17 protein-coding genes and 1 pseudogene are annotated in these 24884 nt (G+C 49.5%); 9 read left to right on the forward strand and 9 right to left on the reverse strand.

Features of this window, described 5'->3' with window-relative positions; genetic code table 11:
* Nucleotide 1: 1 nt before the first annotated feature.
* From GSO_RS18370 to GSO_RS07905, 4 genes and pseudogenes are all read right to left on the reverse strand, one after another.
* Nucleotides 2-277, reverse strand: a complete 276-nt coding sequence (locus GSO_RS18370; RefSeq protein WP_010490866.1) for a KxYKxGKxW signal peptide domain-containing protein — start codon at nucleotides 275-277, stop codon at nucleotides 2-4.
* 362 nt (nucleotides 278-639) lie between these two features.
* A pseudogene (locus GSO_RS07895) lies at nucleotides 640-918 on the reverse strand (PTS system mannose/fructose/sorbose family transporter subunit IID); the annotation flags it as partial.
* Nucleotides 919-1046: 128 nt separating this feature from the next.
* Nucleotides 1047-9224, reverse strand: coding sequence for a DUF1542 domain-containing protein (locus GSO_RS17775; protein WP_010490869.1), 8178 nt, complete (start codon nucleotides 9222-9224; stop codon nucleotides 1047-1049).
* Between the two features lie 233 nt (nucleotides 9225-9457).
* Entirely contained in the window at nucleotides 9458-10210 is a 753-nt protein-coding gene (locus GSO_RS07905; RefSeq protein ID WP_010490870.1) for a MurR/RpiR family transcriptional regulator, read from the reverse strand.
* A gap of 124 nt (nucleotides 10211-10334) precedes the next feature.
* On the opposite strand from GSO_RS07905, the gene pfkB reads away from it, so the two are divergent.
* The 3 genes from pfkB (at nucleotide 10335) to GSO_RS07920 (ending at nucleotide 14327) form a co-directional block, all read left to right on the forward strand.
* On the forward strand, nucleotides 10335-11264 hold the full coding sequence (gene pfkB, locus GSO_RS07910; RefSeq protein ID WP_010490871.1) for a 1-phosphofructokinase: 930 nt from the start codon (nucleotides 10335-10337) through the stop codon (nucleotides 11262-11264).
* 3 nt (nucleotides 11265-11267) lie between these two features.
* Complete coding sequence (locus GSO_RS07915; protein ID WP_010490872.1) at nucleotides 11268-13253, forward strand: fructose-specific PTS transporter subunit EIIC; 1986 nt, start codon at nucleotides 11268-11270, stop codon at nucleotides 13251-13253.
* Nucleotides 13254-13853: 600 nt separating this feature from the next.
* A complete protein-coding gene (locus tag GSO_RS07920; protein WP_010490873.1) occupies nucleotides 13854-14327 on the forward strand; it encodes a DUF7679 family protein in 474 nt (157 codons plus the stop codon).
* Nucleotides 14328-14396: 69 nt separating this feature from the next.
* Here the strand turns inward: GSO_RS07920 and GSO_RS07925 are convergent, their stop codons facing one another.
* Complete coding sequence (locus GSO_RS07925) at nucleotides 14397-15095, reverse strand: DUF554 domain-containing protein (RefSeq protein ID WP_010490874.1); 699 nt, start codon at nucleotides 15093-15095, stop codon at nucleotides 14397-14399.
* Between the two features lie 442 nt (nucleotides 15096-15537).
* On the opposite strand from GSO_RS07925, the gene recA reads away from it, so the two are divergent.
* Nucleotides 15538-16731: a recombinase RecA gene (recA, locus tag GSO_RS07930; RefSeq protein WP_010490875.1), complete on the forward strand. Its 1194-nt coding sequence runs from the start codon at nucleotides 15538-15540 to the stop codon at nucleotides 16729-16731.
* Nucleotides 16732-17001: 270 nt separating this feature from the next.
* On the opposite strand, the gene GSO_RS07935 is transcribed toward recA, so the two are convergent.
* Nucleotides 17002-18207: an aminotransferase-like domain-containing protein gene (locus tag GSO_RS07935; RefSeq protein ID WP_010490877.1), complete on the reverse strand. Its 1206-nt coding sequence runs from the start codon at nucleotides 18205-18207 to the stop codon at nucleotides 17002-17004.
* A 266-nt stretch (nucleotides 18208-18473) separates the two neighbouring features.
* Here GSO_RS07935 and GSO_RS07940 point away from each other — a divergent pair, with 266 nt between their 5' ends.
* Nucleotides 18474-19376: a LysR family transcriptional regulator gene (locus GSO_RS07940; protein ID WP_010490878.1), complete on the forward strand. Its 903-nt coding sequence runs from the start codon at nucleotides 18474-18476 to the stop codon at nucleotides 19374-19376.
* 5 nt (nucleotides 19377-19381) lie between these two features.
* Here the strand turns inward: GSO_RS07940 and GSO_RS07945 are convergent, their stop codons facing one another.
* Entirely contained in the window at nucleotides 19382-19864 is a 483-nt protein-coding gene (locus GSO_RS07945) for a ribonuclease H family protein (RefSeq protein ID WP_010490879.1), read from the reverse strand.
* A gap of 95 nt (nucleotides 19865-19959) precedes the next feature.
* On the opposite strand from GSO_RS07945, the gene GSO_RS07950 reads away from it, so the two are divergent.
* A complete protein-coding gene (locus GSO_RS07950) occupies nucleotides 19960-20772 on the forward strand; it encodes a Cof-type HAD-IIB family hydrolase (RefSeq protein ID WP_010490880.1) in 813 nt (270 codons plus the stop codon).
* Nucleotides 20773-21055: 283 nt separating this feature from the next.
* The gene (locus GSO_RS07960) at nucleotides 21056-21757 is read left to right on the forward strand and encodes a histidine phosphatase family protein (protein ID WP_010490881.1); all 702 of its coding nucleotides are present in this window, start codon (nucleotides 21056-21058) and stop codon (nucleotides 21755-21757) included.
* Here the strand turns inward: GSO_RS07960 and GSO_RS07965 are convergent.
* Nucleotides 21754-22431, reverse strand: coding sequence for a YoaK family protein (locus tag GSO_RS07965; RefSeq protein WP_010490882.1), 678 nt, complete (start codon nucleotides 22429-22431; stop codon nucleotides 21754-21756). The two genes, GSO_RS07960 and GSO_RS07965, sit on opposite strands and share 4 nt — an antisense overlap.
* 282 nt (nucleotides 22432-22713) lie before the next feature.
* On the reverse strand, nucleotides 22714-22977 hold the full coding sequence (locus GSO_RS07970) for a hypothetical protein (protein ID WP_010490883.1): 264 nt from the start codon (nucleotides 22975-22977) through the stop codon (nucleotides 22714-22716).
* A 207-nt stretch (nucleotides 22978-23184) separates the two neighbouring features.
* On the opposite strand from GSO_RS07970, the gene GSO_RS07975 reads away from it, so the two are divergent.
* Entirely contained in the window at nucleotides 23185-23529 is a 345-nt protein-coding gene (locus tag GSO_RS07975) for a hypothetical protein (protein WP_010490885.1), read from the forward strand.
* Between the two features lie 403 nt (nucleotides 23530-23932).
* Nucleotides 23933-24745: a Cof-type HAD-IIB family hydrolase gene (locus GSO_RS07980; RefSeq protein WP_010490887.1), complete on the forward strand. Its 813-nt coding sequence runs from the start codon at nucleotides 23933-23935 to the stop codon at nucleotides 24743-24745.
* The last annotated feature ends 139 nt before the right edge of the window (nucleotides 24746-24884 follow it).

A 24884-nucleotide genomic window follows, 5' to 3' on the forward strand; every position in this document is an offset into this window, starting at 1 on the left:
GTTAGGTGTCAACTCGACTTGGAGACCTCGTGCTGGTTGACCGTCTGGGGGGGGTTGCAAGTAGTGATGCTGATCCGTCCAATTTAAAATAGGTTCCAAATTTGGCAGGATCGATCTTGACTGTAACGTCAGTCGGACTGGAATCCGCATAGACCGGTACAGCCTCAAAAAATTGTGGAATGGTGATATCCCCAACCGTTCCGAGCGACACTGAAATGAGGGCGGCAACCCAAAATTTGCCGCTCTTGTAGCTTTTGTAGTGCACTTTTCTTTCCATTTTTCTTCTCCTTGTTTAAAGCGAAGGACAGTGCTCATCTATTCACGTTCTCACAAGAAGAGTATCATGTTTTACTTTTTCTGGTAAAGTAATTTGCATCAAAAATAGGTCTAAAATAGTACTATAAACGGTAAAACATGTGTACTTGGTTAATTGATAGTCGTTTTATTAATACTAATATATTATGTTTCCTTATTAAAATAGGGAAAATGTTAGTTAACTATAAAAACAAGAGTTGTAATTATTAATATATTTGCGACCAGTACACAAAAAAACGACTCTGATCATTACGGCTATCTAACCGAAATGCTCAGAATCGTTTTTATAAACCCATCGTTTTTTTGGCCGCTTAGAGGGAGAATTTATACCTTGCCAATAATCCCGAAAGCACCTAAAACGATACCGAGAATTAATACCAAAACAATAAGACGCGTCGAGTTCATTTTTTTCTTGCCAAGCAGCCAGTAACTTAACGCAACTAACGCGACAGGAACCAGCGACGGCATGATTTGGTTGAATACCGCCTGCGCCTTCAAAACGACTTTGCCGGTTTTGAAAACAAGTGGCACGTTGGCGGAGATGACGGTGGGGATTAAGGCACCGACAACAGTGACACCGAGGAGGATGGCGGCATCGGTGATAAGGAGAGGTTGCCGGAGAAATATTGCAAACAAGCCCTCAATCGCGAACTGTTGCCAGTTCCGATTGAAGGCTTATTTTGTTTGTGTGAAAATGCCGGCCACTTTCATGCAACTGCTGTGAGGTGAATTTACATAGGTTTGCGTTTTTTGCCAAAGGTTGTCACGCCCACAATGCCTAGGATTAGGGCACCCAGAACTGCTAATCCTTGGGACTTGTTGTCGCCGGTTTGTGGTAGGTAAGTGGCTTGGTTTGTTGGTTTGGTGGAATTAACGAGTTCTGGTGCTTCTTGAACAGGGAGCCGTTTAAGCTTCGAATGGATACGCGCTTTGCCGGTTTCACTCTCAGTTTTATGGTGCTCGGTGCTTTTGGTGATGTCAGTTTTTTGGTCCGGCTGTTCGCGATCGATTTGGTATTCTTCTGTATCCTTTTGTATGCTTATCAGCACCAGACTAGTTTTGATTTGCTCCTTTTCAGCTTCTGTTTCAATATCAAGTGTTTCTGCAGGTTTGCGCTGTTTGTCAGCTAAGGGTTTGTCTGACAGCTGCTGACTAGTGAGCGTGATTTTGGTAGAAGTCCGGGATTGATGGGTCAAGGCAGTATCGTATGTGATCCGTTCAGTGACTTGATCGTGGTCAGACTGTGTCACTTTTTCTTGGGGAGCTTCTTGGAAAATTGATGAAGTACTTAGCTGATGCAGCTGATCCATAGTTGTTTCACTAGTGGCTAGCGATTTGTTGATGGTATCAGCTGCCAGTGTTGTGTCGATAGCAGTTTCAGCTTGTTCGGTAGTTTGGTCAATAGCATTGAGTTGCTCTGATTTCTCTGTGACCATTAGCACAGTATCACCTTTAATGATCTGATAATCTATGGGAACCGTAGCCTCATCAGGCGCCGGTTGTTGTGCCGCTTTTTGATCGGCGATTGGCGTGCCTGTTTGGTGGACATTGTTGATGGCAATGATGCCAGCAGTGGCTGCAGTTTTGATCGTGTCGGCAGAGGTGGCTGAATCAATCGCAGTTGCAGCAAGCTTTGCTGCCTCGCCAACAGCCGCAATTTGCTGCTGTTTATCTGCGGCCGTTAGCGTTGGGTCGCTTTGGATGGTTTGCTCAGCGTTAGTCGCGGCATTTGCTACTGCTTGCTTTTGATGCGTCTTTTGGCTCTCCAACGGCTGGCCAACTCGGTGCGTGCTGTTAATACCGATTTTACCGATCGCAAAAGCTGCGTTGATGGCGTCGGCTTTCCTTGCTGCGTCGATGGCTGCTACGGCTATTTGAGTAACCTTATTAACATCGTCGGTTTGTGCTTTTTTCTCCGTTATGGTTAAAGTAACGTCGGCTTGGATGGTCTGAACGGCTTTTGCTGTCACAGCGTCTAGCTCTCGTTTGCGTTGTACTTTTTGATCGGTAAGAGAGAGACCAGCTTGATAGGCGTTAGTGCAGTTGGTTATACCGGCGGTGGTTGCTGTGTGCACGGCATCGGCTGTAGCGGCAGTAGTGAGAATGGCTTCAATGACGTGATCAATATTGTCAACAGCCGCGGTTTGTTGCCGTTTGTCCACCATCGTTAAGGTGGCGTCGTTTTCGATACTTCGTTTGATGCGATCCACCTTTGAAACCAGCAGTCGTTTCATGGCCGTTTTCTGATCGGCGAGCGGGGTGCCAGTCTGGTAACTATTGGTGATCGCAACCTTGCCGGCAGCAAAAGCGGCATTGGTGGTATCTGCTGACTTGGCAGCATTGATAGCAAAAAGAGCCGTTGCCACCGCTTTGTCGACAGCCGTCAGCTGCTGCTGCTTCTCCGATGTGGTTAGTGTCGAATCAGCTTGAATGGTCTTTTTGACTTTAGAAGCTACGACACTGATGGCCTTCTTTTGGGCTGTCCTTTGCTCGTCAATGGAAGGTCCACTTTGATGTACCTTGGCTGCAGCGGCTGTTCCGGTTGTAACGGCAGTGTTGATTTCGTCCGCGGTGGTTGCGACCTTGATGGCGGCCTGCGCTTTCTTTTCAATCTGATTGATTGCCGCTGTTTGATGGCGTTTTTCCACAGCTGTGAGGGTGACGTCTGCTTGAATGGCTTTTTTGATAGTTGCGGCTTTATCAGCGAGTGCCTGCATCTGGGTGGTTTGCTGCTGGTCAATCGCAGTGCCGATTTGATGGGCATTGTTGATGGCGGTGCGGCCAGTAACGGTTGCTGCATTGATCGCATCGGCGGTTTTGGCGCCAGTGATGGTGGTTTGCGCCGTTTTCTGAGCATTGGCGACTGCAGCAGTCTGCTGGTGCTTTTCTGCAGTTGTCAAAGTAGGATCTGCTTGAATGGCCTGCGCAGTTTTGGCGGCTGCCTGAGCCAACGCTTGGATTTGAGCGGCCTGTTGATCGGCGATGGCGGTACCAGGTTGATGAGTCTTGGCGATGGCCATTTTGCCAGCAGCAAATGCGGTATTGATGTCATCAGCAGTTTTGGCCGCCTCAATGGTCGTTTTGGCCGTTTCTCCGGCTTTGGCAGCGGCGTTGGCTTGCTGGCTTTTCTCGGTAGCCGTCAAGGTTGGGTCGTTTTGAATGATTTGGGTAATTTTAAGAACCTCACTGGCTAGTGAGTGCTTGCTGGCTGTTTTTTGGTCAGCTACGGGTTTACCGGGTTGATGGGCTTGGGCAATGGCCGTCTTGCCGGTGGTAAACGTGTTGTTAATATCATCAGCGGTTTTGGCGGCATCAATGTTAGCTTGGGCAGCTTTATTGGCCGTGGTAACTGCCGCGGCTTGCTGCTTTTTTTCAGCAGCCGTTAATGTGGCATCATGCTGAATGGCTTGACGCGTGTTGGTCGCTTCATGATCTAATGTTTGCTTATGGGTGGCTTGTTGCGCGGCGATCGGGCTGCCAGATTGATGAACCTTGGTGACGGTGGCTTGGCCTGCAACGAACGCTGCCTTGATATCATCAGCGGATTTTGCCGCGTCAATGGTAGCTGCCGTTGTTTGTGCGGCCTTGGACGCGGCATTGGTTTGTTGCTGCTTTTGGGCAGCCGTTAACGTGGCGTCGCCTTGGATCGCTTGGATGACTTTAGCAGCTGCGTTATCTAGCGCTTGCTTTTGCGCCGCTTTTTGATCGTCCATGGCTTTGCCCGGTTGATGTGTCTTTTTAATGGCAGCTTGGCCACCGTTAAACGCAGCGCTGATTGTGTCGGCTGTTGTGGCAGCATTGAGGCTTGTTGTCGCGATTTTGCCGGCGTTATCAGCTGCGGCGGTTTGCTGCTGTTTTTCGGCAGCAGTTAGGGTCGGGTCATGCTGAATGGCTTGCTTGATTTTGGCGAGCTCACGATCCAGTGCCTGCTTTTTGGCTGCCTGCTGATCGGCAATTGCGGCGCCGGGTTGGTGAGTGGTGACTAGGTTGGCTTTGCCGGCGTCAAACGCGGCGTTGATCGTGTCGGCGGACTTGGCATTGTTAATGGCAGTTGCAGCTGTCGTTTTAGCTGCTTCTGCATGATCGCTTTGCTGCTGTTTATCGGCAGTGGTTAAGGTTGGATCGGCTTGAATGGCTTGCTTAACCTTGGCGAGTTCATTAGCAAGTGCCTGTTTTTGGGCATTTTTTTGATCAGCTAACGGCGTGCCGGATTGGTGGATCTTTTCAATATTAACTTTGCCAGTGTCAAAAGCGGCGTTGATAGCATCCGCGGTTTTAGCGCTATCGATTGCATCGCCAACCGTTTTGGCGGCACGGGCAACCTTGTCGAGTTGGTGCTGCTTTTCAGCAGACGTCAACGTCACGTCAGCCTGGATGGTTTGTCCCGCTTGGGTGACGGTGTCGTTGAGCTGCTTCTTTTTGTCGTCTTTTTGAGTATTCAAAGGGAGGCCGACTTGATACGCTGCTGCGATGTTGTTCTTGCCAGTCGCGGTCGCAGCGTTGATCTGGTCGGCGGTGATGGCAGCATCGATGGTGCTCAGTCCGCTCGTTAAGGCTTTGGCAACTGCGTCAAGTTGGGTAGACTTTTCGGCAGTGGTCAAAGTAGGCGCATCTTTGATGGCTTGTTCAATTTGCTTGGCATGGGTAGTAAGCTGGGTCTTTTGCGCCGCTTTCTGATCATCGATTGCCGCCCCGGATTGATGGGCTTTGTCGATGTTATCCTGACTGACGGTGGCGGCTTGCTGGATTGCATCAGCGGTCACCGCCGCGTCAATGGCATGCTTGCCAGTTAAAAGAGCCTGATCAACGAGCGCGGTCTGAGTTTTCTTTTCCGTGGCTGTCAATGTTGGATCGTGGATGATGCGATCGATCACGTCCGCTTGTTTGGTTCGTAAGGCTTGTTTTTGGTGTGCTTGCTGAGCAGCAATGGCAGCTCCAGATTGGTGGGCATTGGCGATGTTGGCCTGACCCGCCGCTGCAGCTGTGTTGATAGTATCAGCGCTGGTTGCAGCGTCAATGTTGGCTTCGCCAGTAGCTAGGGCAGCGTCGAGGTTAGTAAGCTGTTGTTGTTTTTGCGTTGCGGTCAAGGTCGGGTCATTTTGAAGACTTTGTTTGGTTTTATCGGTTGCATTGACCAGCATCTTCTTTTGCGCCGCTTTTTGATCAGCCAGTGGCGTGCCCGGTTGATGAGCGAAAGTAATCTTTTTGCGTCCACTATCAGTCACTTGGTTAATGGCATCTGCATCGACAGCAGCATCAATTGCTGCTGTGGCATCCGTTAGCATCTGATCAGCGTGGCTTAGTTGGCGCTTCATTTCTTTGTTCGTTAACGTGCGATCTTTGTTGATAACATCAGTAATTTCAGCATGTTTAACGGTCAGCGCCTGCTTCTGCGCCGCTTTTTGATCGGTGATGGCAGTGCCGGATTGGTGTGCATTGCTGATCGTCGTTTTGCCAGCGGCCACGGCCTTGTTGATGGCATCGGCTGTTTTCGCTGCATCAACCGCGGTTTCACTATCAGCCAAGGCGGTGTCAACGTTGGTGGCTTGCTGGGCCTTTTGCGCGGTTGTCAACGTTGGGTCGTTTTGAATAGCTTGCTTAATATTGACGGCGGCGTTTGCCAATGCCTTTTTTTGCGCAGTTTTTTGGTCGGCCAACGGAACGCCGGGTTGATAGGCCGCGGCAATTTTTTGGAGGCCGTCTGCAGTTGCTTGATTGATTGCGTCAGCACTCGCCGCAGCATCAACGATTGTGCTGGCATCTGTCAATGCTTGATCGGCGATACTGATTTGGTGATTCGTTTCGGTCATAGTTAATGTGAGGTCTTTGTTGCTGACATCGGCGATCCGATCGCGTTCAGCTTTTAGCGCCTGTTTCTGCGTAGTTTTTTGGTCAGCTAAAGGCGCGCCTGGTTGATAGGCTGCGGCAATCGTCTTTAAGCCATTCTCGGCGGCTTGATTGATGGTATCCGCATCGGCAGCTGTATCAATGGCCGCAGTGGCATCAGAAAAAGCCTGATCAGCTTGGCTAATCTGGTGCTTCATGGCGTCACTTGTTAGCGTTAGATCCTGATTGATGACATCAGTGATTTTATCGCGCTTGGCTTGCAATGCCTGTTTCTGCGCCGTTTTTTGATCGGCAACGGCAATCCCGGATTGAGGGACTTTGTTGATCTTAGCTTTGGCAGCTGCCGAAGCTTTGTTGATCTTGTCGGCATTACCGACTGCATCAATGCTCGCTTCACCGTCTGCCAGAGTGGTATCGACGTTCGCAAGTTGGGTTTGTTTTTCTGCGGTTGTCAAAGTCGGATCGGCTTGAATCGTTTGCTTCGCGTTGGCGGCTTCGGTTGCCAGCATTTTTTTCTGTGCGGCTCTTTGATCGGCTAACGGGATGCCAGGTTGGTAGGCCGCTGTGATTTTTTGTAAGCCGTCATCGGCTGCTTGTGCGATACCATCCGCATCATTGGCAGCATCAATAGCCGTTTCGGCAGTTGCCAATGCCTGATCAGCCGTATCCGTTTGGCGGGTGGTTTCGGCCATCGTTAACGTCAAGTCTTTAAAGCTGATGTCCGCAATCTTATCACGCTCGGTTTTCAATGCCTGTTTTCGGGCGGTTTTTTGGTCGGCGAGGTCGGTTCCGCGTTGATGAACATTTAAAATAGCAGACGCACTGGTTGCTTCGGCTTTGTTGATTTTATCAGCAGTATTGGCTGCGTCGATGGCAGCTTCGCCATCTGCCAACTTGGTATCAACGCCAGCAAGTTGGGTCTTCTTTTCGGCAGTTGTCAAAGTTCGATCACTTTGAATGAATTGCTTGGCTTTGGTAGCTGTGTCTGCCAATGCTTGCTTTTTCCTGACTCTTTGGTCTGCTAAGGGAACGCCAGGTTGATAGGCAGCAGCGATTTGCTTCAACCCACTTGCCGCCGCTTTGTTGATCGCATCTGCGCTTGCTGCTGCATCAACGGCCGCACTGGCATCGGCTAATGCTTGATCGGCAACACTGGTTTGTTGCTTCGTTTCCGCAAGCGTTAGTGCATAATCGTTATAACTCACATCCGCAATTCGGTCGCGTTCGGTTTTTAGCGCTTTTTTCTGCGCCGCCTTTTGGTCAGCTAAAGGAGCTCCCGGTTGATAAGCAGCGGTAATCTGTTGCAGCCCATCTGCGGCCGCTTGATTGACGACATCTGCTTCGGTCGCGGCATCAATGGCAGTATTAGCCGCTGATAGTGCTTTGTCGGCTTGGGCAATTTGATCGTTTGTTTCTTGAATCGTTAACGTCAGATCTTTAGTGCTAGCCTTGGCGATTTCATCGCGCTTGGTTTTCAATGTTTGCTTCTGAGCGGCTTTTTGGTCGGCTAGGGGTACGCCGGATTGATGCACTTGATTGACGCTGGTTTTTCCGACAGCAAGGGCTTTGTTGATTTTGTCGGCAGTATTGGCGGCATCAATGGCGGTTTCACCATCAGTCACAGCATTGTCAACTAGGCCGAATTGCTTTTTCCTCTGTGTAGTTGTCAAAGTCGGGTCATTTTGAATGGTTTGCTTAGCGCTAGCTGCTGCATTTGCGAGTGCTTTCTTTTGGGCAGTTTTCTGGTCAACTAAAGGCACGCCTGGTTGATAGGCCGCAGCAATTTTTTTCAAACCGTTTTCCGCAGCCCGACTAATGCCGTTTGCATCGCTGGCCGCATCAACCGCCGCTGTTGCGTCTGCCAAGGCCTGATCAGCAGCGAGTGTTTGTTGCTTCGTTTCAGCCATCGTTAACGCATAATCTTTATAACTCACATCGGCAATCTGATCGCGTTTGGCTTTTAACGCCTGCTTTTGGGTTGCCTTTTGATCGGCCAGTGACGGACCGGGCTTGTGAATATCGTTAATTTTGGCTTTTGCCGTATCAAACGCCGCGATGGCATCGCCGGTTTTAGTCGTTTGATCAATCTGGAACTTACCGTCCTGAAGCGCCTGATCAATCGCGTCGCATAATTGCTGGCGTTGCGCAGTCGTTAATGTGGGGTCCTGATTAATGGCATTTTTGGGCGCAGTGATTGTGGTTGTTAGATCATTTGTTAGGTTTTCTTTGACTGTGTCTAGTCCCGGGGTAAAGGTGAATGACTCAAAATCAAATAGATGCTGATTGGTTTTGCCCCCAGTCGAACCAGAGATAAACATCGACAGTTGATCATTCTTGATATAGCGGGATGCATTGAATTTAATGGTTGCACCGCTTCCTGTCACCGTCATGATCTGGTTGTCGCCATCATAGCTGACAATCAGCTCGGAATATTGACCATTTGCACCCTGTATCTTGGCGTGTGTGACACCTTCACCGCCTTCGACACTGGTTACTTCATCACCTTGGTTAGGATCTGTGTAAATGACATTCATTTGGTTGGCGCGATAAGCATCCGGCAAGGCACCATCTCTGCGTTCGCCGTTATAATACACGTCAAATTTGACCCCGAATGCATTTTTAAGTCCGCCAAGGCCAAAAGCGTTACCGACACGACCAAGAACGCCGGGGTTTGTATCGGCAAATCCAAAAGCAACCCCATCGGCACCATCGGGGTTGTCTCCCAGGTAAAGGCGCCCTTTAAGTGTGAAGCTCTGACTCATATCGATTTTAGTATTTAATGCAACCGCCCCAGCTTTGTCGTTGAAATTAGGCGTGAGTTGCACTTGGGTCTTTGAATCTTTGGGATAAAAAGAGGCTGAACCACTGAGTTTAAAATACTGGGCAAACTCATTGGGTCCAACCTTAATTGAAACATCTGTTATTGAAGTTGCGTAAACGGGAACGGCTTCGCAAAGCTGCGGAACGGCTAAGCTGCCGATGATGCCAAACGAGACTGAGATCAGTGCGGTTATCCAGAACTTACCGCTTTTGTAGCGTTTGTAATGTACTTTCGAGTCCAACTTTTCTTCTCCTGAATGGTATTTAGGTCTGCCACATTTTCGCGTTACAACCTGATTTAGAAATTAGCATAGCATATATTATCAGGTGAACAAGACAAATTTTGCAATTGGTTGAGGATTGTTAATTAACAAACTTATGTTATTTTAAAATGGCTGGTATGGTTAGTATAAAAAGTAGTCCAATTGAATTTTCAGTTTGTTAAATGTGCAGTCGTAAAAAGGGGAGGGCGTGATTAACGTGCTTCCTTGCGCTTCCGTACCACATAACTATCCAGCAAAATCCGACTCATCACCTGCAATGGCAGACGCGAAGCCACCTCATATTTGTCGAAATAGGCGGCTTTGGATTTATAGCCCACAAATAATTCATCAGCGTATTGGACAATGGGCGCTTCGGCGTTGGTTGTCAAAATAATTTGCGGAATGTCGCGTGCTGCCAGTGTTTTAGCAGCGGCAACGAGTTCAGGTGTTTCGCCATTCAACGTGATTGTGAGTGCGACTGCTTTCGGACTGATTTGGCCGGCAATGGTTTGAATAATGTTGGGATCGCTGAAAAATTCGGCGTACTTGCCAAGCAGCTGAAGTTTTAGCGTGACCTCAGAGGCAATCGATTCTGACAAGCCGCGGGCGAGTACCAGGACGATCTCGGCTTTTGCGAGCAATTGCACCGAGTCTTCAATCACGGAAACTTTTAAATTATCGAGGGTGTTGTGCACCTCGATTTGATTTTGCATGATCACTTTTTTAATTTGATCATCCACCTGATCCAGAATGCCAAAAGGTTCAGCGTCCCCAATGCGTTTCAACAAGTCATGCCGAAATTCGGTGTAGCCATTGAAGCCTTTTTTCTTCATCGTGCGGACAATGGTGGCAGGCGACACGTTGGCAGCGGCGCTTAACTGCGTGATTGAGGCGTTGACGACTGTCTGCTGGTGGTTTTCGATGTAATCCCAAAGATACGCTTCTGTTGGACTGAGTGTAGCCATAAACAACCTCCTGAAAAACATTTTCGATCAGGTGACAAAATCGCTGAAAGCAGAAAACTCTTTTCAAATGAAAGCGGTTAACATGGAGATAAGCAAAAACGAATGACATGAAGGAGCGGTTAATTTGATTTATACCCTGACGTTAAATCCGGCCATTGATCTTTTTATTAAAACCCAGACAATGGCGCCCAATACGGTGAATCGGACAGATAGCTATGATATTCAGGCGAATGGGAAAGGCGTCAATGTCAGCTGTATCTTGAAGCGGCGCGGTGTAGATAACGTCGCGCTCGGCGTGGGTGGTGGTTTTACGCTGGATTATATCGCCGATTTTTTGACGCAGCAGGGCATTCGCAATCATTTTTATAAAGATGCGGGATTTACCCGGATTAATGTGTTTACGCGGGTTGTGAGTGACAACACCGAATACAAACTGGTCAATCCCGGTCCCGAAATTAGCCCGACAACATTAAAACAATTATATCAACAACTGACCACGCTTGGCGGCGAAGATTGGCTCTGCGTCTCGGGCAGTTTTGCGCAGGGCATTGAACCGAGCTTTTTGCTGAAGCTGGGTGCCTTGAGTCAGGAGCGAGGTTTTCAGCTGATCATCGATAGTGCCTATCCTGAAGCCGTCAAAGCTTTGGCGTACCGGCCACTATTAGTGAAGCCGAATGATGCGGAGTTGATGAGCTGGTTTGATCAATCTGGCGCGGCTGATCTGGCGACTATGGTGGCTTTGGGTCATCGCGCACTGGATGCCAGAACGCAGAATATTCTGGTTTCATTGGGTGCCGCCGGAGCTTTGTTCATGAATCATGAAGTTACGCTGGTCGGTAACGCCCCTAAAATTGACGTGCTCAATACGGCAGGCGCTGGTGACACCATGCTCGGCACCTTTTTAGCCGGGTTGTATCAAAAGCAGGATTTAGCCGCCACTTTGAAATTAGCGATTGCGGCCGGCAGCGACACGGCCCGGCGCGCGTGGATTACGGATTTTACCCAGACAGATGAATTATTGACGCAAATTGAAATCAAGCAACTGGAGGGATAGAGAATGGCAAAATATGATTTGATTGCGGCAACCGGCTGTGCGACTGGCATTGCGCACACTTATATGGCGCAAGAAGCGTTGGAACAAGCTGCTAAAAAGATGGGCTTAACCATCAAAGTGGAAACACATGGGCAGACCGGTGTGGACGATCCGTTGACCCAGGATGAAATCTCAGGAGCCAAAGGGGTGGTTATCGCTTCGGACATTGATGTGGATGCCGATCGCTTTGCCGGCAAGCCGTTGGTGAATGTTCCGGTAGCAGCCGGTATTCGCGAACCGGACAAACTCATCAAGGAAGCTTTGAGCAACAGCACGCCGGTTTACATGCCAAAAGGTGGGACAGCCAAGGCCGGCACCGATGAAAACGTTGAAACCAGTACTGCCGGCATCGGCAATAAGATTTATACTAGCTTAATGAACGGGGTTTCGCATATGCTGCCGCTGGTGGTAGCCGGTGGGGTGTTGATCGCCGTTTCATTTTTCTGGGGGATTTACTCGGCTGACCCGAAGAATGCCGAATACAACCAATTCGCGGCCATGCTCAATGCGGTCGGCAGTGCAGCGATGGGCTTGATGGTGCCGGTCTTAGCGGCATACATCGGAGAAGCTGTGGCGAAGCGGTCCGGCTTAATTGTCGGCATGGCAGTCGGTATGATTGCCTACAACGGCGGCAACGGGTCCGGATTCCTAGGCGCAATTGTCGGCGGCTACATGGCCGGACTGGTTATTCTAATGTTACAAAAAGTGTTTGCGTTCATGCCTGACAAGGAATTTCGCGGCCTAAAAGCGATTTTCCTTTATCCAGTATTAGGGGTCTTCATTGCTGGCTCGATTATGTATCTCATCAACACGCCAATGAAGGCGATGAATCTCGGCTTGATGGCGTGGTTAAAAGGACTTGAAAGTTCCAGCCCGATTATTTTAGGCGTTGTGGTCGGCGTCATGTGTGCTGCCGATTTTGGCGGCCCGATTAACAAAGCTGCGTATCTGACAGGAACCGCACTGCTCGCACAAGGCAATTACTTTTTCATGGCGGGTGTGTCAGCTGCCTGCATCGCACCGCCACTGGCAACCACGATTTCGGTTTTGCTGAATCCTAAAGCCTATAATCGAGACGAACGCAGTGCCGGTTACGTCAATGCTTTGCTAGGGTCAACGCATATTACCGAAGGCGCAATTCCGTTCGCTGCCAAAAATCCACTGATGAACATTCCTGCCTTTATGGTTGGCTCGGCGATCGCGGCAGTGTTGACGTACATGTCGCGCATTCAGGTGCCGGCACCCCACGGCGGGTTCATCGTTTTGCCACTGGTGAACAAACCGTTTCTCTGGGTCGCCTGGATTCTGGTTGGTGCGGCTGCATCAGGCGTTCTTTTGGCCATGATTGCCGGCCGTTCTGCTAGAAAACGCGGCGTGAAAACCGGCGTGGTTGAAGCGGCTTTAGCAACAGAAGGCGCTGCAGACGATGCAACTGCGGCACCGGTGAAGGTTGATCCGGCACGCAACCAGCCGGCGCCGGTCGATGATCAGGCTGATCAGACTTTTGATCCGAGCGATATTTTGAGTAAGGAAAATATTGAAGTTGATGTGCCCGCTAAAACGCGTGACGATGTTTTACACTATTTGGCGGACATGGCGGTTAAGAACGGCCTTGCCACAGATGCCGATGCGATTTTCAAAAAGTATGTTGCGCGGGAAGAGGAAGGTTCAACTGGGATGGAAAAAGGCATCGCCATTCCGCATGCACAGGATGCCACAATTAAGCAGTCGGCAATGCTGGTGTTGCACTTGGCGCAGCCGGTTGACTGGAAGACCTTTGATGGCAAGCCGGTGACAGCCGTAATTTCGTTTTTGATTCCGGAACATGATAGCGGTGGTCATTTGAAGTATTTGTCGAATACGGCGAAGTTGCTGACGCATGAAGATTTTGTCAAGGCGTTTCAGGCGGCACGGACGCCGGATGCTTTGTATGCGTTGTTTAAACGTTAGGTATGTTTGTAGGCGTGAGAAGTCTCCCGGTGGGGGGCTTTTTTTTGCGTTAGAGGATGTTCTATTTGAGGCAAATGTGAGGGGCGGGCTTTCGTGTTCTATAACGCGTTCGCTGGCGCAGAAGCCTACATGTAAGGACCTCGAAACCAAATGGCCAAAGCCCAGCCATTTGGTTTCGAGGCCACTTACACTCCGGCTTCTAACCGCGCCAGCTCACGCTCACACCAAAAAAGGCCGCTGGGTGGGCGGCCTTTTGGGGGTGTCTGATCGTTTGGGGGACGATCGACGATTTCTACTTTGGAGGAGTAAAAATGAAAAAGTTGGGTTGGGGTTTTAGGAATGAGTGGGTAGCTCATTTCTATGTTTCTTATACTACAGACAGGGTGTGAATGAAATGTGAAGGCAAATGCAATATTCTATTATATCTTTGTGGTGATTGTGTTCACATTTGAATTCACTGCTTGCGTCGCCGAGGTTGGTTAGTTTGACGGAGGGTTAATTAACGAAACAAACGTTCTTTATGCAAATCCGAACATTTCGTGTTAAACTTTTTTCAGCAGTACAAGTCGCCTTAAGGGCCAAGGTAAGTGGGGTGGTAACATGAAGAAGCAACATATCGTTGTACGGGTTCGCCGTCCGGATGGGTTGGTTTTGGACTTCCGGTTACCAAAAGATGTTACGCATGCAATTAAGGTAAGTCCGCAAACTGACTGGTTTGAGCGTCTGCGCGGTGGACTGATTGTCGCACCAATGGCACCATATGTCGGCAAAGGGCATACCGCGTTTTTCATCGGTCGGATTGAACGGGTTTATTATTCAGGACGGCAGTTAAAACGCTTTACGCGAAGCCAGTTTCTGTTGCCGGATGTTTGGCGCGAGCAGGATTTACTTGAGAGCTTCACGTTTCTGCGGCATGATCATGCATGGCTGAATCGTCTCTACATTAAAGACGATCTGCGCTATTGGTATCACGATGCGAATTCGCGCATTTTGACCAAAATCCGTGATTGGCATTGTAAAGTGGTTTATCGGCGTTTTCAAAGCGGCCGGCAAGGATTGATTCCTAATTTCTGATTGGAGCGCAAAATAGGTAAGAAACGATTGAAAAGCAGGTCAAGGCGGCCTGCTTTTTAGATGCCTAATTTATAGAAAATACTGACCAGTCAGAATCGCCAGGAGAACGAGCAACCCTGGCAAGAGATTGGAGATCCGAATTTTGGTGATATCCATGAGATTCAAGCCGATGCCCAGAATCATCAAGCCGCCAATTGCGCCGATTTCGCGCAAGGAGGTCGCCAGTAAGGTTTTGGGGATGAATTGGACTAAAAAACTGGCTAACAACGTGATGGTACCTTGATACAAGACCACGGGAATGGCAGAGAACATAACGCCGACGCCAAGTGAGGCGGTCATCATGATGGCCATGAAGCCATCCATGACTGCTTTCGTGTAAAGTGTGGCGTTATCACCGGACACGCCGGCCTGGATCGCGCCCAGAATGCTCATGGCACCGATGACGGCGATTAAAGTAGCGGTGACAAACCCTTCCGCGAAGTGGCTGTTGCCTTTTGCAAAGCGCTCCTGCAGTTTGAGGCCGAGATGATTCATGCCGTCTTCGATATGCAGCCACTCACCCAACAAGCCGCCAAGACACAGGCTAATGATGATGACAACGAAGCTTTTGGTCTGCAACGCCATCTGAATGCCAAGTGCAAACGTGCCAAGTCCCAGACTTTTGGTAATCGTGTCCTTGGCGTTGTCGCTAATATTGTGCAAAACCAGCCCGAGCAGACCGCCGCCGATAATGGTTAAGCCGTTGACAATGGAACCCATGAACATCATTGTTTTTCTCCACCTTGTGTGTATGATTGCTATCACTGACCGAACCATCATAGCATGTTTTCAAAAGAGCGTGAGCAGGCCCGGTTAGAAACCGGAGCATAAGTGGCCTCGAACCTAAATGGCTGGGCTTTGGCCATTTAGGTTCGAGGTCCTTATGCGTAGGTTTCTGGGCCTGCGAGCGCGTTTCAGAGACGCAGCAGAGAACTTTTGTCTAGAGGCCCTTGCACGCAGGTTTCTTGCCCAGCGACCGCGTTTTCAGCCCATCAATAACAGCAGGTTTTTCCCAATCGCCCGGTTGCTTCAGGTAAAATAGAAGGGAAACCAATTTGGCACGCAGAAAAATCCGTTTTGTTGAACGAAAAGCTTGCAAAAAACAAACGCATGTTCGATAATGTAACTAGTGTATTTTAAGCGCTGTGTGCGCGTAATTAAGGAGACAATTATGGCGAAGAAAACGACCACAAAGAATACGAATACAAAATCTGATACCACAGATCGCGAAACCGAATTAGAAAAGGCGCTGCAGAAAATCAAGAAGGCGTTTGGTGAAGGCGCCGTGATGAAGATGGGTGATCGGCCGGAGCTGAAGGTTGATGTTGTTTCGACCGGCATTCTTTCACTGGACCTGGCGCTTGGTGTCGGCGGGTTGCCACGCGGCCGGATTGTGGAAATCTATGGTCCTGAAAGTACCGGGAAAACCACAATTGCGTTACAGACGATCGCCGAGTTGCAAAAATCCGGCGGCAAGGCAGCTTATATTGATGCCGAAAACGCGATGGATCCAAAATATGCGGCTGAATTGGGGGTTAACATTGACGACCTTCTGTTATCCCAGCCAAACTCGGGTGAACAGGGATTGGAAATTGCCGAAATGCTGATCGAATCCGCCGCCGTTGATATTGTCGTGATTGATTCCGTTGCCGCTTTGGTTCCCAAGGCTGAAATCGAAGGCGCCATTGGTGACAGTCATGTCGGTTTGCAGGCGCGGCTAATGTCGCAAGCGCTGCGTAAAATGGCCGGGTCGATTAACAATACCAATACATTGGTCATCTTTATCAATCAGTTGCGGGAAAAAGTCGGCGTGATGTTTGGTAATCCGGAAGTTACGCCGGGTGGACGCGCCTTGAAGTTTTATGCCTCGGTTCGTATTGAGGTCAAAAAAGGCCAGCAAGTCAAAGATGGTAAGGACGTAATCGGTTTTGCCAGCAAACTGAAGGTTACCAAGAATAAGGTTGCGCCACCATTTAAGACGGTTGAAACCACGATGTCATTTGGTCATGGGATCGAGCACAACACCGACATGATCAACTTAGTGACGGAAAAAGACAGTAAGTTTGATGTCATCACCAAGTCGGGATCTTGGTACAACTATGGCAAAGAGCGGTTGGGCCAAGGGCTTGTGAACGCCTCCCATTATCTGGATGAACATCCGGAAATCTCTAAGGAAATTGAAGCCAAAATCCGCGAACAGGCTGCACCTAAGAAGCCTGAAGAAACGGACGACGACAAGAAGGATGCTAAAAAAGACGTCAAGTCAACCGACGAAGCCAAGACTGAAAAGCCAGCTGAGGCCGATGAAAAGCAGGATGACAAGAAAGACGATCCGTCAAGCTTTGGCGTTGACCGCTTAGTTTAAGCAGCGCCGACATTAGTTTTCAATAGTTTATAAGTCCACAACAAAAGGCTCGCTGCCAAACGCAGCGGGCCTTTTTTGGGGTGATGATCGGATGGGGGCCAATCATCTTTTTCTTTGGAGGAGAAAAATGAAAATTAGGTTGGGGTTTAGGAATGAGTGGGTGGCTCATTTCTATGGTGCCAATACTACTGGCAAAGTTTGACGAAAATGTGATGGTTACTTTGTCATTTTGTAAAGTTTACCATCTAAGCAATACGGTTCGTCAGGTGACTAAGCTTGCTCGGCAACCAAGGTAGGTTGGTGCAATGCCATTTTTAAGGCATCGCCTAATGCCTTGATACCGGTATCGATCTGTTCCAAGGTCGGGCCGGTGAAGTTGAGCCGGGCGCCGTTGACCTGTGCGGAGGTCGCATATAGATTGGCCGATGGCACATAGGAGATGTTGTTTTCCGGCAATAGATGCTGCTTCATGAAGGCACCCATGTCAAAATCGTCCGGCATCGTGAGCCAAAGGAAGAAGCCGCCGTCAGGATTGTTGAAGTGGGCTTCGGGCGGCATGTAGCGAGTCATGGCGTCGACCATGGCGTCTTTCTTTTCACGATAACGATCCTGAATCTGCTTAATGTGCGCATCCAGATCGTTTTCCTCCATGTAATCATTGATACCGTGCATGGTCAGGTTGCTGGATTCCAGGTCACTGCCGCCTTTTAACGCGATTAGCTCTTTCAAAAGATCCGGCGCAGCAACTAACCAGCCCATTCGCAAACTAGGTGAGAGGATCTTGCTGAAGCTGCCAAGATAGATGACCCGACCTTCTGTATCTAAGGATTTAATGGTTGGCAACGGCTTGCCGTCGTAGCGAAGATCGCGGTAAGGATTGTCTTCAAGAATCATCACATCGTATTGATTGGCCAAGCGAATCAGGGCTTTCCGTTTGGCGAGCGACATCACGATGCCGGTTGGATTTTGAAAATCCGGAACCGTGTAGATGAATTTGACGGAGCGGCTCATCAAGACCCGTTGCAGAGCGTTGATGTCAATACCGTCGTCCTGCATCGGCACTTCGTAGTAAGTTGGCTGATAAGCATTAAATGCAGCCAAGGCGCCTAAGTAAGTTGGCGCTTCAACCACCAGGCCGTCGCCAGGGTCAAGCATTAACCGCGCAACCAGATCGATGCCTTGCTGGGCACCTTGCGTCATCATGATATCGGCCGCACGTGTCGGCATACCGGTGGCTCGCAGCCGCGCCGCAATCTTTTCCCGGAGTGGCAGGTAACCTTGCGTGCTGGCGTATTGCAGCAACTCGGTATCGCCACTGGTGAAGCTGTGCTTAAAAGCGCGGTTGAGCTGCTGTGTCGGGAACAGGCTGCGATCCGGATAACCGCCGGCAAAGGAAATGACATTCGGGCCGGAAGCCGCGAACAGATCCTCTAAGCCTGATTTACCGGTTTTTTGTGTACGTTTTGCGAATTTCATGATGAAAATCCCCCTTTGGTATCGATGCAAGAAGCGGCGCGATACCTTCGTCGCGCTGGTTCAAAAATCTGATCAACGCTTTCTTATTGACACTAGTGTAAAACGGCTCGTATGATTGAGTAAAGCTCAACTATTTCAGGTTAAGTTGAATACTGTTCATGTTAAAAAGAACGAACACACTTAGAGACTGATGTGACGGGATTTGTCTTGCTGAAGTGACAAGCGCTGTCACTTCAGCTTCGCGGTGAAAAGGAAGAAAAAATATCATGGGTAATTTTTCGTATGAAGTTTTTAGCAAGGTTGTCGAACGCGGGACACTAGCGCAAGCAGCGGCAGAATTGAATGTCACACCGAGTGCGGTCAGTCATAGCATCAGCCAACTAGAAAGCGAGCTGGGCTTTCCACTACTGATTCGCAATCGTACCGGCGTGACCTTGACCGAAGACGGTGCTCAGGTGTTGCCGATTATTCAGAGTATTCAAAATCTTGAGGAGCAACTGTCACAAGTGGCCGATAACATCAATGGCGTCAATACCGGACGCATTCGTATCGGCGCGTTTTCATCGGTGTCGACGAACTGGCTGCCCACGATTATTCAACGGTTTAAGAAGCGATATCCGCACATTGAAATCAGCGTGGTTCAAGGGACTTTCAATCGCATTGTGGACGCTGTGCGATTGGGAACGGCTGATTTAGGGTTCTCTTCACTGCCGGTTGGCCCGGGCGTGGTTGTGGAGCCGTTGTTGAAGGATCCAATTTACTGTATCACGCCGAAAAGCTTCAAGCCCAAGAATGGTAAAACAGTGACGCAGGCGGATGTCGAAAAGCGGAACTTTATTCTTCAACAAATCGACTACGACCGCGATACCAAGCGCGCTTTGGATCGCTATCATGTGTCGACGAACACCATTAATTACTCAATTGACGACCAAAGCATTTTGTCGATGGTCGAGTCGGGCCTAGGGCTTGGCATTTTACCGAAACTGGCCTTGCAGAAGCTGGTGGGTGATGTTAATGTTTATCCGTTTTCTGAACCATTTTCCCGGACGCTATGTTTGGTGATTAATCCGACCATTAAAAAATCACCTTCTGTCCAAAAGATGCAGCAGGTGATTAATGGGTTCTTGGCTGAGACCTATGGAGAAGCTTTTTTAGGCCATCAAGGGTAAAATAATCAGGAGCGATCATCGAGCCGATCCATGGTTTGGTTCAACGCCTCATCGACGCGATTGTTGTTATGATTGGTGGCATGGCCTTTCACTTTATGAAACGTCACGTGATCGAAGCGGTTAACTTGATGCAGCAGCGCCTGCCATAACTCGGCGTTTTTAACCGGCTTGCCGTGGTTGCGCCAGCCGTTTTGCTGCCACTTGACCCACCAGCGTTGTTGCATAGTGTTGATCACGTATGCAGAATCGGAGTAAACGTCGACCGGAATGTCCGTGCGCTTGATCGCTTTTAATCCTTGAATCACCGCCATAATTTCCATATAATTATTGGTTCGGCCGTAATCGCCTTCAGAGAGCATTTTCTCATACTCCCCGTAGATCAGTAACGCGGCCCACGCGCTTTTATCGGTGGGCCGGACTGAGCCGCCAGCGTGATTGCCGGTGTTGCGATTGCCGCCGTCTGTATAAAGTACAATTGATTCAGCCATCTTGTCCTCGCTTTCTAACTACCTATTGTAGGGGAACGGGTTGCAGATGGCTATCCTTGATCGCTTTCGAAAAATGATTGAAAAGAGGCTGCTGCATGAATCGTTATCTTATCGCATTGGATCTGGATGGTACGACCTTGAACGCTGATGGCCAGTTGAGCGCTGGCACGATCGCTGTTTTGCAGGCGGCGCAGGCAGCAGGCCATTTGGTGGTCATTGCAACCGGCCGTCCGGATGCTATTTCAGAACAATTTTATGATGCTTTAAAGCTACAAGGGCCGATGATCAATTTTAACGGTGCCTTGATTCACATGCCGCACCGCCACTGGCAATATGAAAAGGAAGTCACGATTCCGATTCCGGTGGCCTTATCCTTGCGCCAGTTGAAGCAGGCGTTTGCGTTTAAAGTGATGGTGGCAGAAGGCAAGCGCTTGTTGGTGGCGGATCGGCCGTACGCCAACATTCCGTTTTTGCCGGATCGCTTACACCCCGATGCGTTGTTAGATGAGCAGGGGCTGCGGCAGGCACCGATTTCGGTCACCATGTTTATGGAAGCCAAGATCTTCAAGCCGGTTGCTAGGCAGGTCGCGGCGCTGTATCCGCATCTGGCCGCTAAAACCTGGGGTGCCTGGAGCGGGGAATACACGGCGCTGGAAGTCACCAGCCGCAATACGAGTAAATCCCGAGCACTGGCTTATGTGGCAGGATGTTACGGCATTGATCAGTCGCATATCATTGCATTTGGTGATGATATGAACGATTTGGATATGCTGCAATTTGCCGGTCATGGGGTGGCCATGAAAAATGCGCGTCCGGCCATTCTTGCAGCAGCCGACGCGCATACGCCAAGCGATAACGAGCACGATGGCGTTGCGGATTATTTAGCGGATTACCTGAAACTGGCTTAGGGACAAGTCAACGATGAAAATAACGCGTTCGCCGGCGCAGGAGCCTACGTATAAGGACCTTGGTCGCAATGGTCAAAGTCCGATCATCACGCCCAAGGCCACTTATACTCCGGCTCCTGAACGCGCCGGCTCACGCTCACGATAACGCGTTCGCCAGCCCAGAAACCTGCGTGTAAGGACCTTGGTCGCAATGGTCAAAGCCCGACCATCACGCCCAAGGCCACTTACACTCCGGTTTCTAACCGGGCTGACTCACGCTCACAGAAAATAGGGGATTGTAATCATGACAACGCTTTATCTTGTCCGTCACGGGCAAACCGAATTTAATGTTCAAAAACGGGTTCAGGGAATGGCTGATTCTGCCTTAACTCCCAAAGGCATTGCAGATGCCAAAGCATTGGGATTGGGGTTTAAGACAGCAGGTGTTCGATTTGATGCGGCATTTGCGAGTGATTTGACCCGCGCGATCGACACGGCGCATTTTATTTTAAGCGGGCTAGGCGAACCGTTGCCGGTCACAACGCTGATGGGCTTACGTGAAGAAAATTATGGCAAGTTTGAAGGACAGCTGGCGAATGATTTTTCGTTAGCGACCATGGGCGTTGCCAATTTTCACAAAGCCTTGGCCAATCGCGAAATTACCTTGGCGCAAACGGCTGATGCGGCGTTTGCGGCTAATATGGATCAACATCCGAATACTGCCGAGACGAATCGCATGGTTCAGGAACGGCTCAATCGGACTTTGCGCGCAATTGCCGTGGAAGCCGAGACAAAAGATTGGCAGCGAGTTTTGGTGGTGACCCACGGAACTGCTGCGTTGATGTGGTTGAACTACATCCATTACAACATTGATGGCCGGGAAATGCTCGACAATGCCAGTGTTACCAAACTGTCGTGGACTAATGAGCGTTTTCGGGTCACCGATTTTAATGACTTAGGCTTCCTGCATCAGGGCCAGAAAGTGGCTGGGGAAGCCAGCGCTTAATGCAGTTTAATCTGGTCTTGCCAGAAAATGCCGTCAATGGCGATTAGGCATAGTGCCGCGCCGGCCAAAGCATAAGTGCCGATATAGTGAGTCAGGATGCTGGTAATGCCAGCTCCAGCCGCAAAACTCAGGATAATGGTACCGATCACAGCTGCGGATTCGCGGCTTTTTTGCTGGCCGCGAATGAAGCCATCATAGAGATTCTGAGCAGCTGTCCGGAGATTGCCGGTCATCATTAATGAAGTAAACGGACCCCCGCGTAACCGGCGGAACTCCTGAAGTTGAGCGGCAGCAATGAGCGAGACCATGGCGCTGGCGACCAAGTCAGGCAACCAGCGGCCTAGCAGACTGACGAGCAAAATTAATCCGATTTCGTAACGAACGATCCAACGTTGTTCGCTCAAGGGATGCTGACGTTTATCGGCTTGCAGCTGAATGGCCCGTGCCGCCATCGTGCCGAACATGAAGGCCAGGATCGGTACGACATAGCGAATCGCCGTATACCATTGTGCCTGACTAAGATGCACACCTAATAGAATGACATTCCCGGTCTGCAAGCCAGCAAAAACTTCGCCATGCAGCAAATAGGTAAACGCATCAAAACTGCCAGCAGCGCCGGTAAGCAACGTGCCGATTAATAGACTTTCATGGATAGGCTGATCTTTGGTTTGCATATGGATTGCCGCCTTTTAATGATAATGTGTGAACCGCGCAACTTATTGTACCCAAATTCGCCATCTTGACAACGAAAATGCCTCGTTGGCCTAGCTATTGGTGAGAATTGCAGGTGTTTCTTAAATCAGACATGTTGGGTTTACGCCACTAAAAACCCCGGCTAGCCGAGTTTGCTGGCTGCCGGGGGTAGTTTGTTCTATTGGGATGCGACTAAGTAAATAATAACAACCGGCATGACCACAGTGTTAGAGAGCCATGCTTGGTTGATCATTATCGGATGATTATTTTTTATGGTCCTCGGCGGATTCTGGTGGGAATGCCAGGACAGTGCCACCACCAAGGTTTTTAGTCATGGCGTGGAAATTTGTAACAATTTTAAAATTCAGCTCCGAAGCATTCTGTCGGTCTTGCTCTGCATAGTCAGTAATGGTCAGTAGCGCAGAGTTTTCGTAAACTTTTTCGATTTTCCCGGTGAAAGGCGCTTCCATGTCTTCCTTAACCTGACAAACAACAGCGTCTCCGAGATGTAATTTTTCTTTTTCCATAATGCCTCCAGCCTTTCAAAAATTCCCAACATAAGTGGCATATTATAACATTCGTTCTCCAATAGCAAGGTACTAGAGGCGGAAAGTTTCAAAATCCTAAAAATATTTCTTGATTTTTTGAAAATGACCGCGCCGCCAGCAGAGGGCTTTTCAAAAACGGCCTAAAAGTGGTTATAATGGAATAAAATAGAAAGGACGAAATTAGTCATGGCAGCTAGCAACACAACGATCGATCAACTGAATGAGGCGGCACAACAAACCGCACTGGAAACTTTTGCAAAATTTTACCTTAACCGGTTCTTTGGAGCGGGGTTAGACGTTTTCTCCCAGCTTGATAAGCAAGGTGATTTGGCCGATATTAACCATTATCTCCTCGACAACCGTACTTTGACGCGGGAGGAATTGACGAGCGGCTTGTTGACGCATCGGTCAGGTAATCTGCTGGATCTTCTGAAGCAGGTTAAGGTTAAGTACAATGCACAAGGCGCTCCGGAAACACCATGGCAAGAATGGTATGCTGCGCAGATTGATAAGCTGCCGCAGGGACTTTAAGCGATGATTGCGATAAGCGTTTGGTTTAAGCGTTTATTGGAAACGTATTTGAAATGATTGATAGATGAGTGTTAAAGAGAATCGGTCATAGAAACTTGTGATGTTTCTATGGCCGATTTCATGTAAAGGTTCGTTCACGATAACGCGTTCGTCGGCGCAGGGGTCTGCGTGTAAGGACCTTGGTCGCAATGGCCTAAGCCCGGGCCATCACGCCCAAGGCCGCTTACACTCCGACCCCTAACCGCGCCGGCTCACGCTCACTATAACGCGTTCGCTGGCGCAGGAGCCTGCGTATAAGGACCTTGGTCGCAATGGCCAAACCCGGGCCATCACGCCCAAGGCCGCTTATACTCCGGCTCCTAAGCGCGCCAGCTCACGCTCAGCCAAAAGAGAGGAAGTACCCATGGCCAAATACTTAATCGTAAGTGATATTGACGGGACGTTAACGGCCAATCATCATGATGTCACAGCAAACACAGCTCAGGCATTGGAAAATGCGGTGGCGGCGGGCGCGGCTTTTTATGTTGCGACCGGGCGCATGCATGCGCTGGCGGAAGTTGTCGCCAAACAGTTTCAGCCCGACGCCAGCATTATCGCTTCTAATGGCGCCGTGTATGACTTTTCCGGTGAACGGGTGCATCACACACTTGGCGAAGACGCATTGACGGCAGTTGAAGAAGTCAGTGCCGATTTGAATCTTAACGCCTTGTACTTTAGCGATGATACCGTTTATTTCACCGGAACACTGCCGCCCGCCATTGAAGCAGCCGCCCGCAAGTTTGCGCCTAAATCGGTTGAAATTAAGGTGGTCGGTGTGCCATCGATAAAGGAACTATTGACCCACGCCGCGGTGATTACGAATGGCATTATTTTTGGCCCCGGTAATACGAGCGCTTTGGATGCTGGCAAAACAGCCCTGGAGGCGCGTGATGTTTTGCATGTCTCGGCCTCAGAACATACGAATCTGGAGCTAATTCCCAAGCATGTCGATAAGGCCAATGCTGTGCGCGAATTACAGGAAAAGACCGGCATTGCACCGGACCATACGATTGCTTTTGGCGACGGCCTTAATGATTTAGGGATGTTGCAAGCCGCTGGGGTGAGTGTGGCCATGGGCAATGCCGTGCCCGAAGTCAAGCGCGTTGCCCGATATGTGACCGATACCAATGTCGATGACGGCGTGGCGCATTTTTTGACGGAATTTTTTGAAAAATAAATTTTTATGGAGAAAACAGGGTTTCCAGTTGCTTGTTTGTTGAACGTTTGCCACGATAGAGATAGTGGCAAACGTTTTTATTTTGTAACTGTCTATCATTAACGCGTTCGTCGGCGCAGGAGCCGGCGCACGCTCACTA

It is taken from the genome of Lacticaseibacillus zeae DSM 20178 = KCTC 3804, from assembly GCF_000260435.1.
Lineage (GTDB): Bacteria > Bacillota > Bacilli > Lactobacillales > Lactobacillaceae > Lacticaseibacillus > Lacticaseibacillus zeae.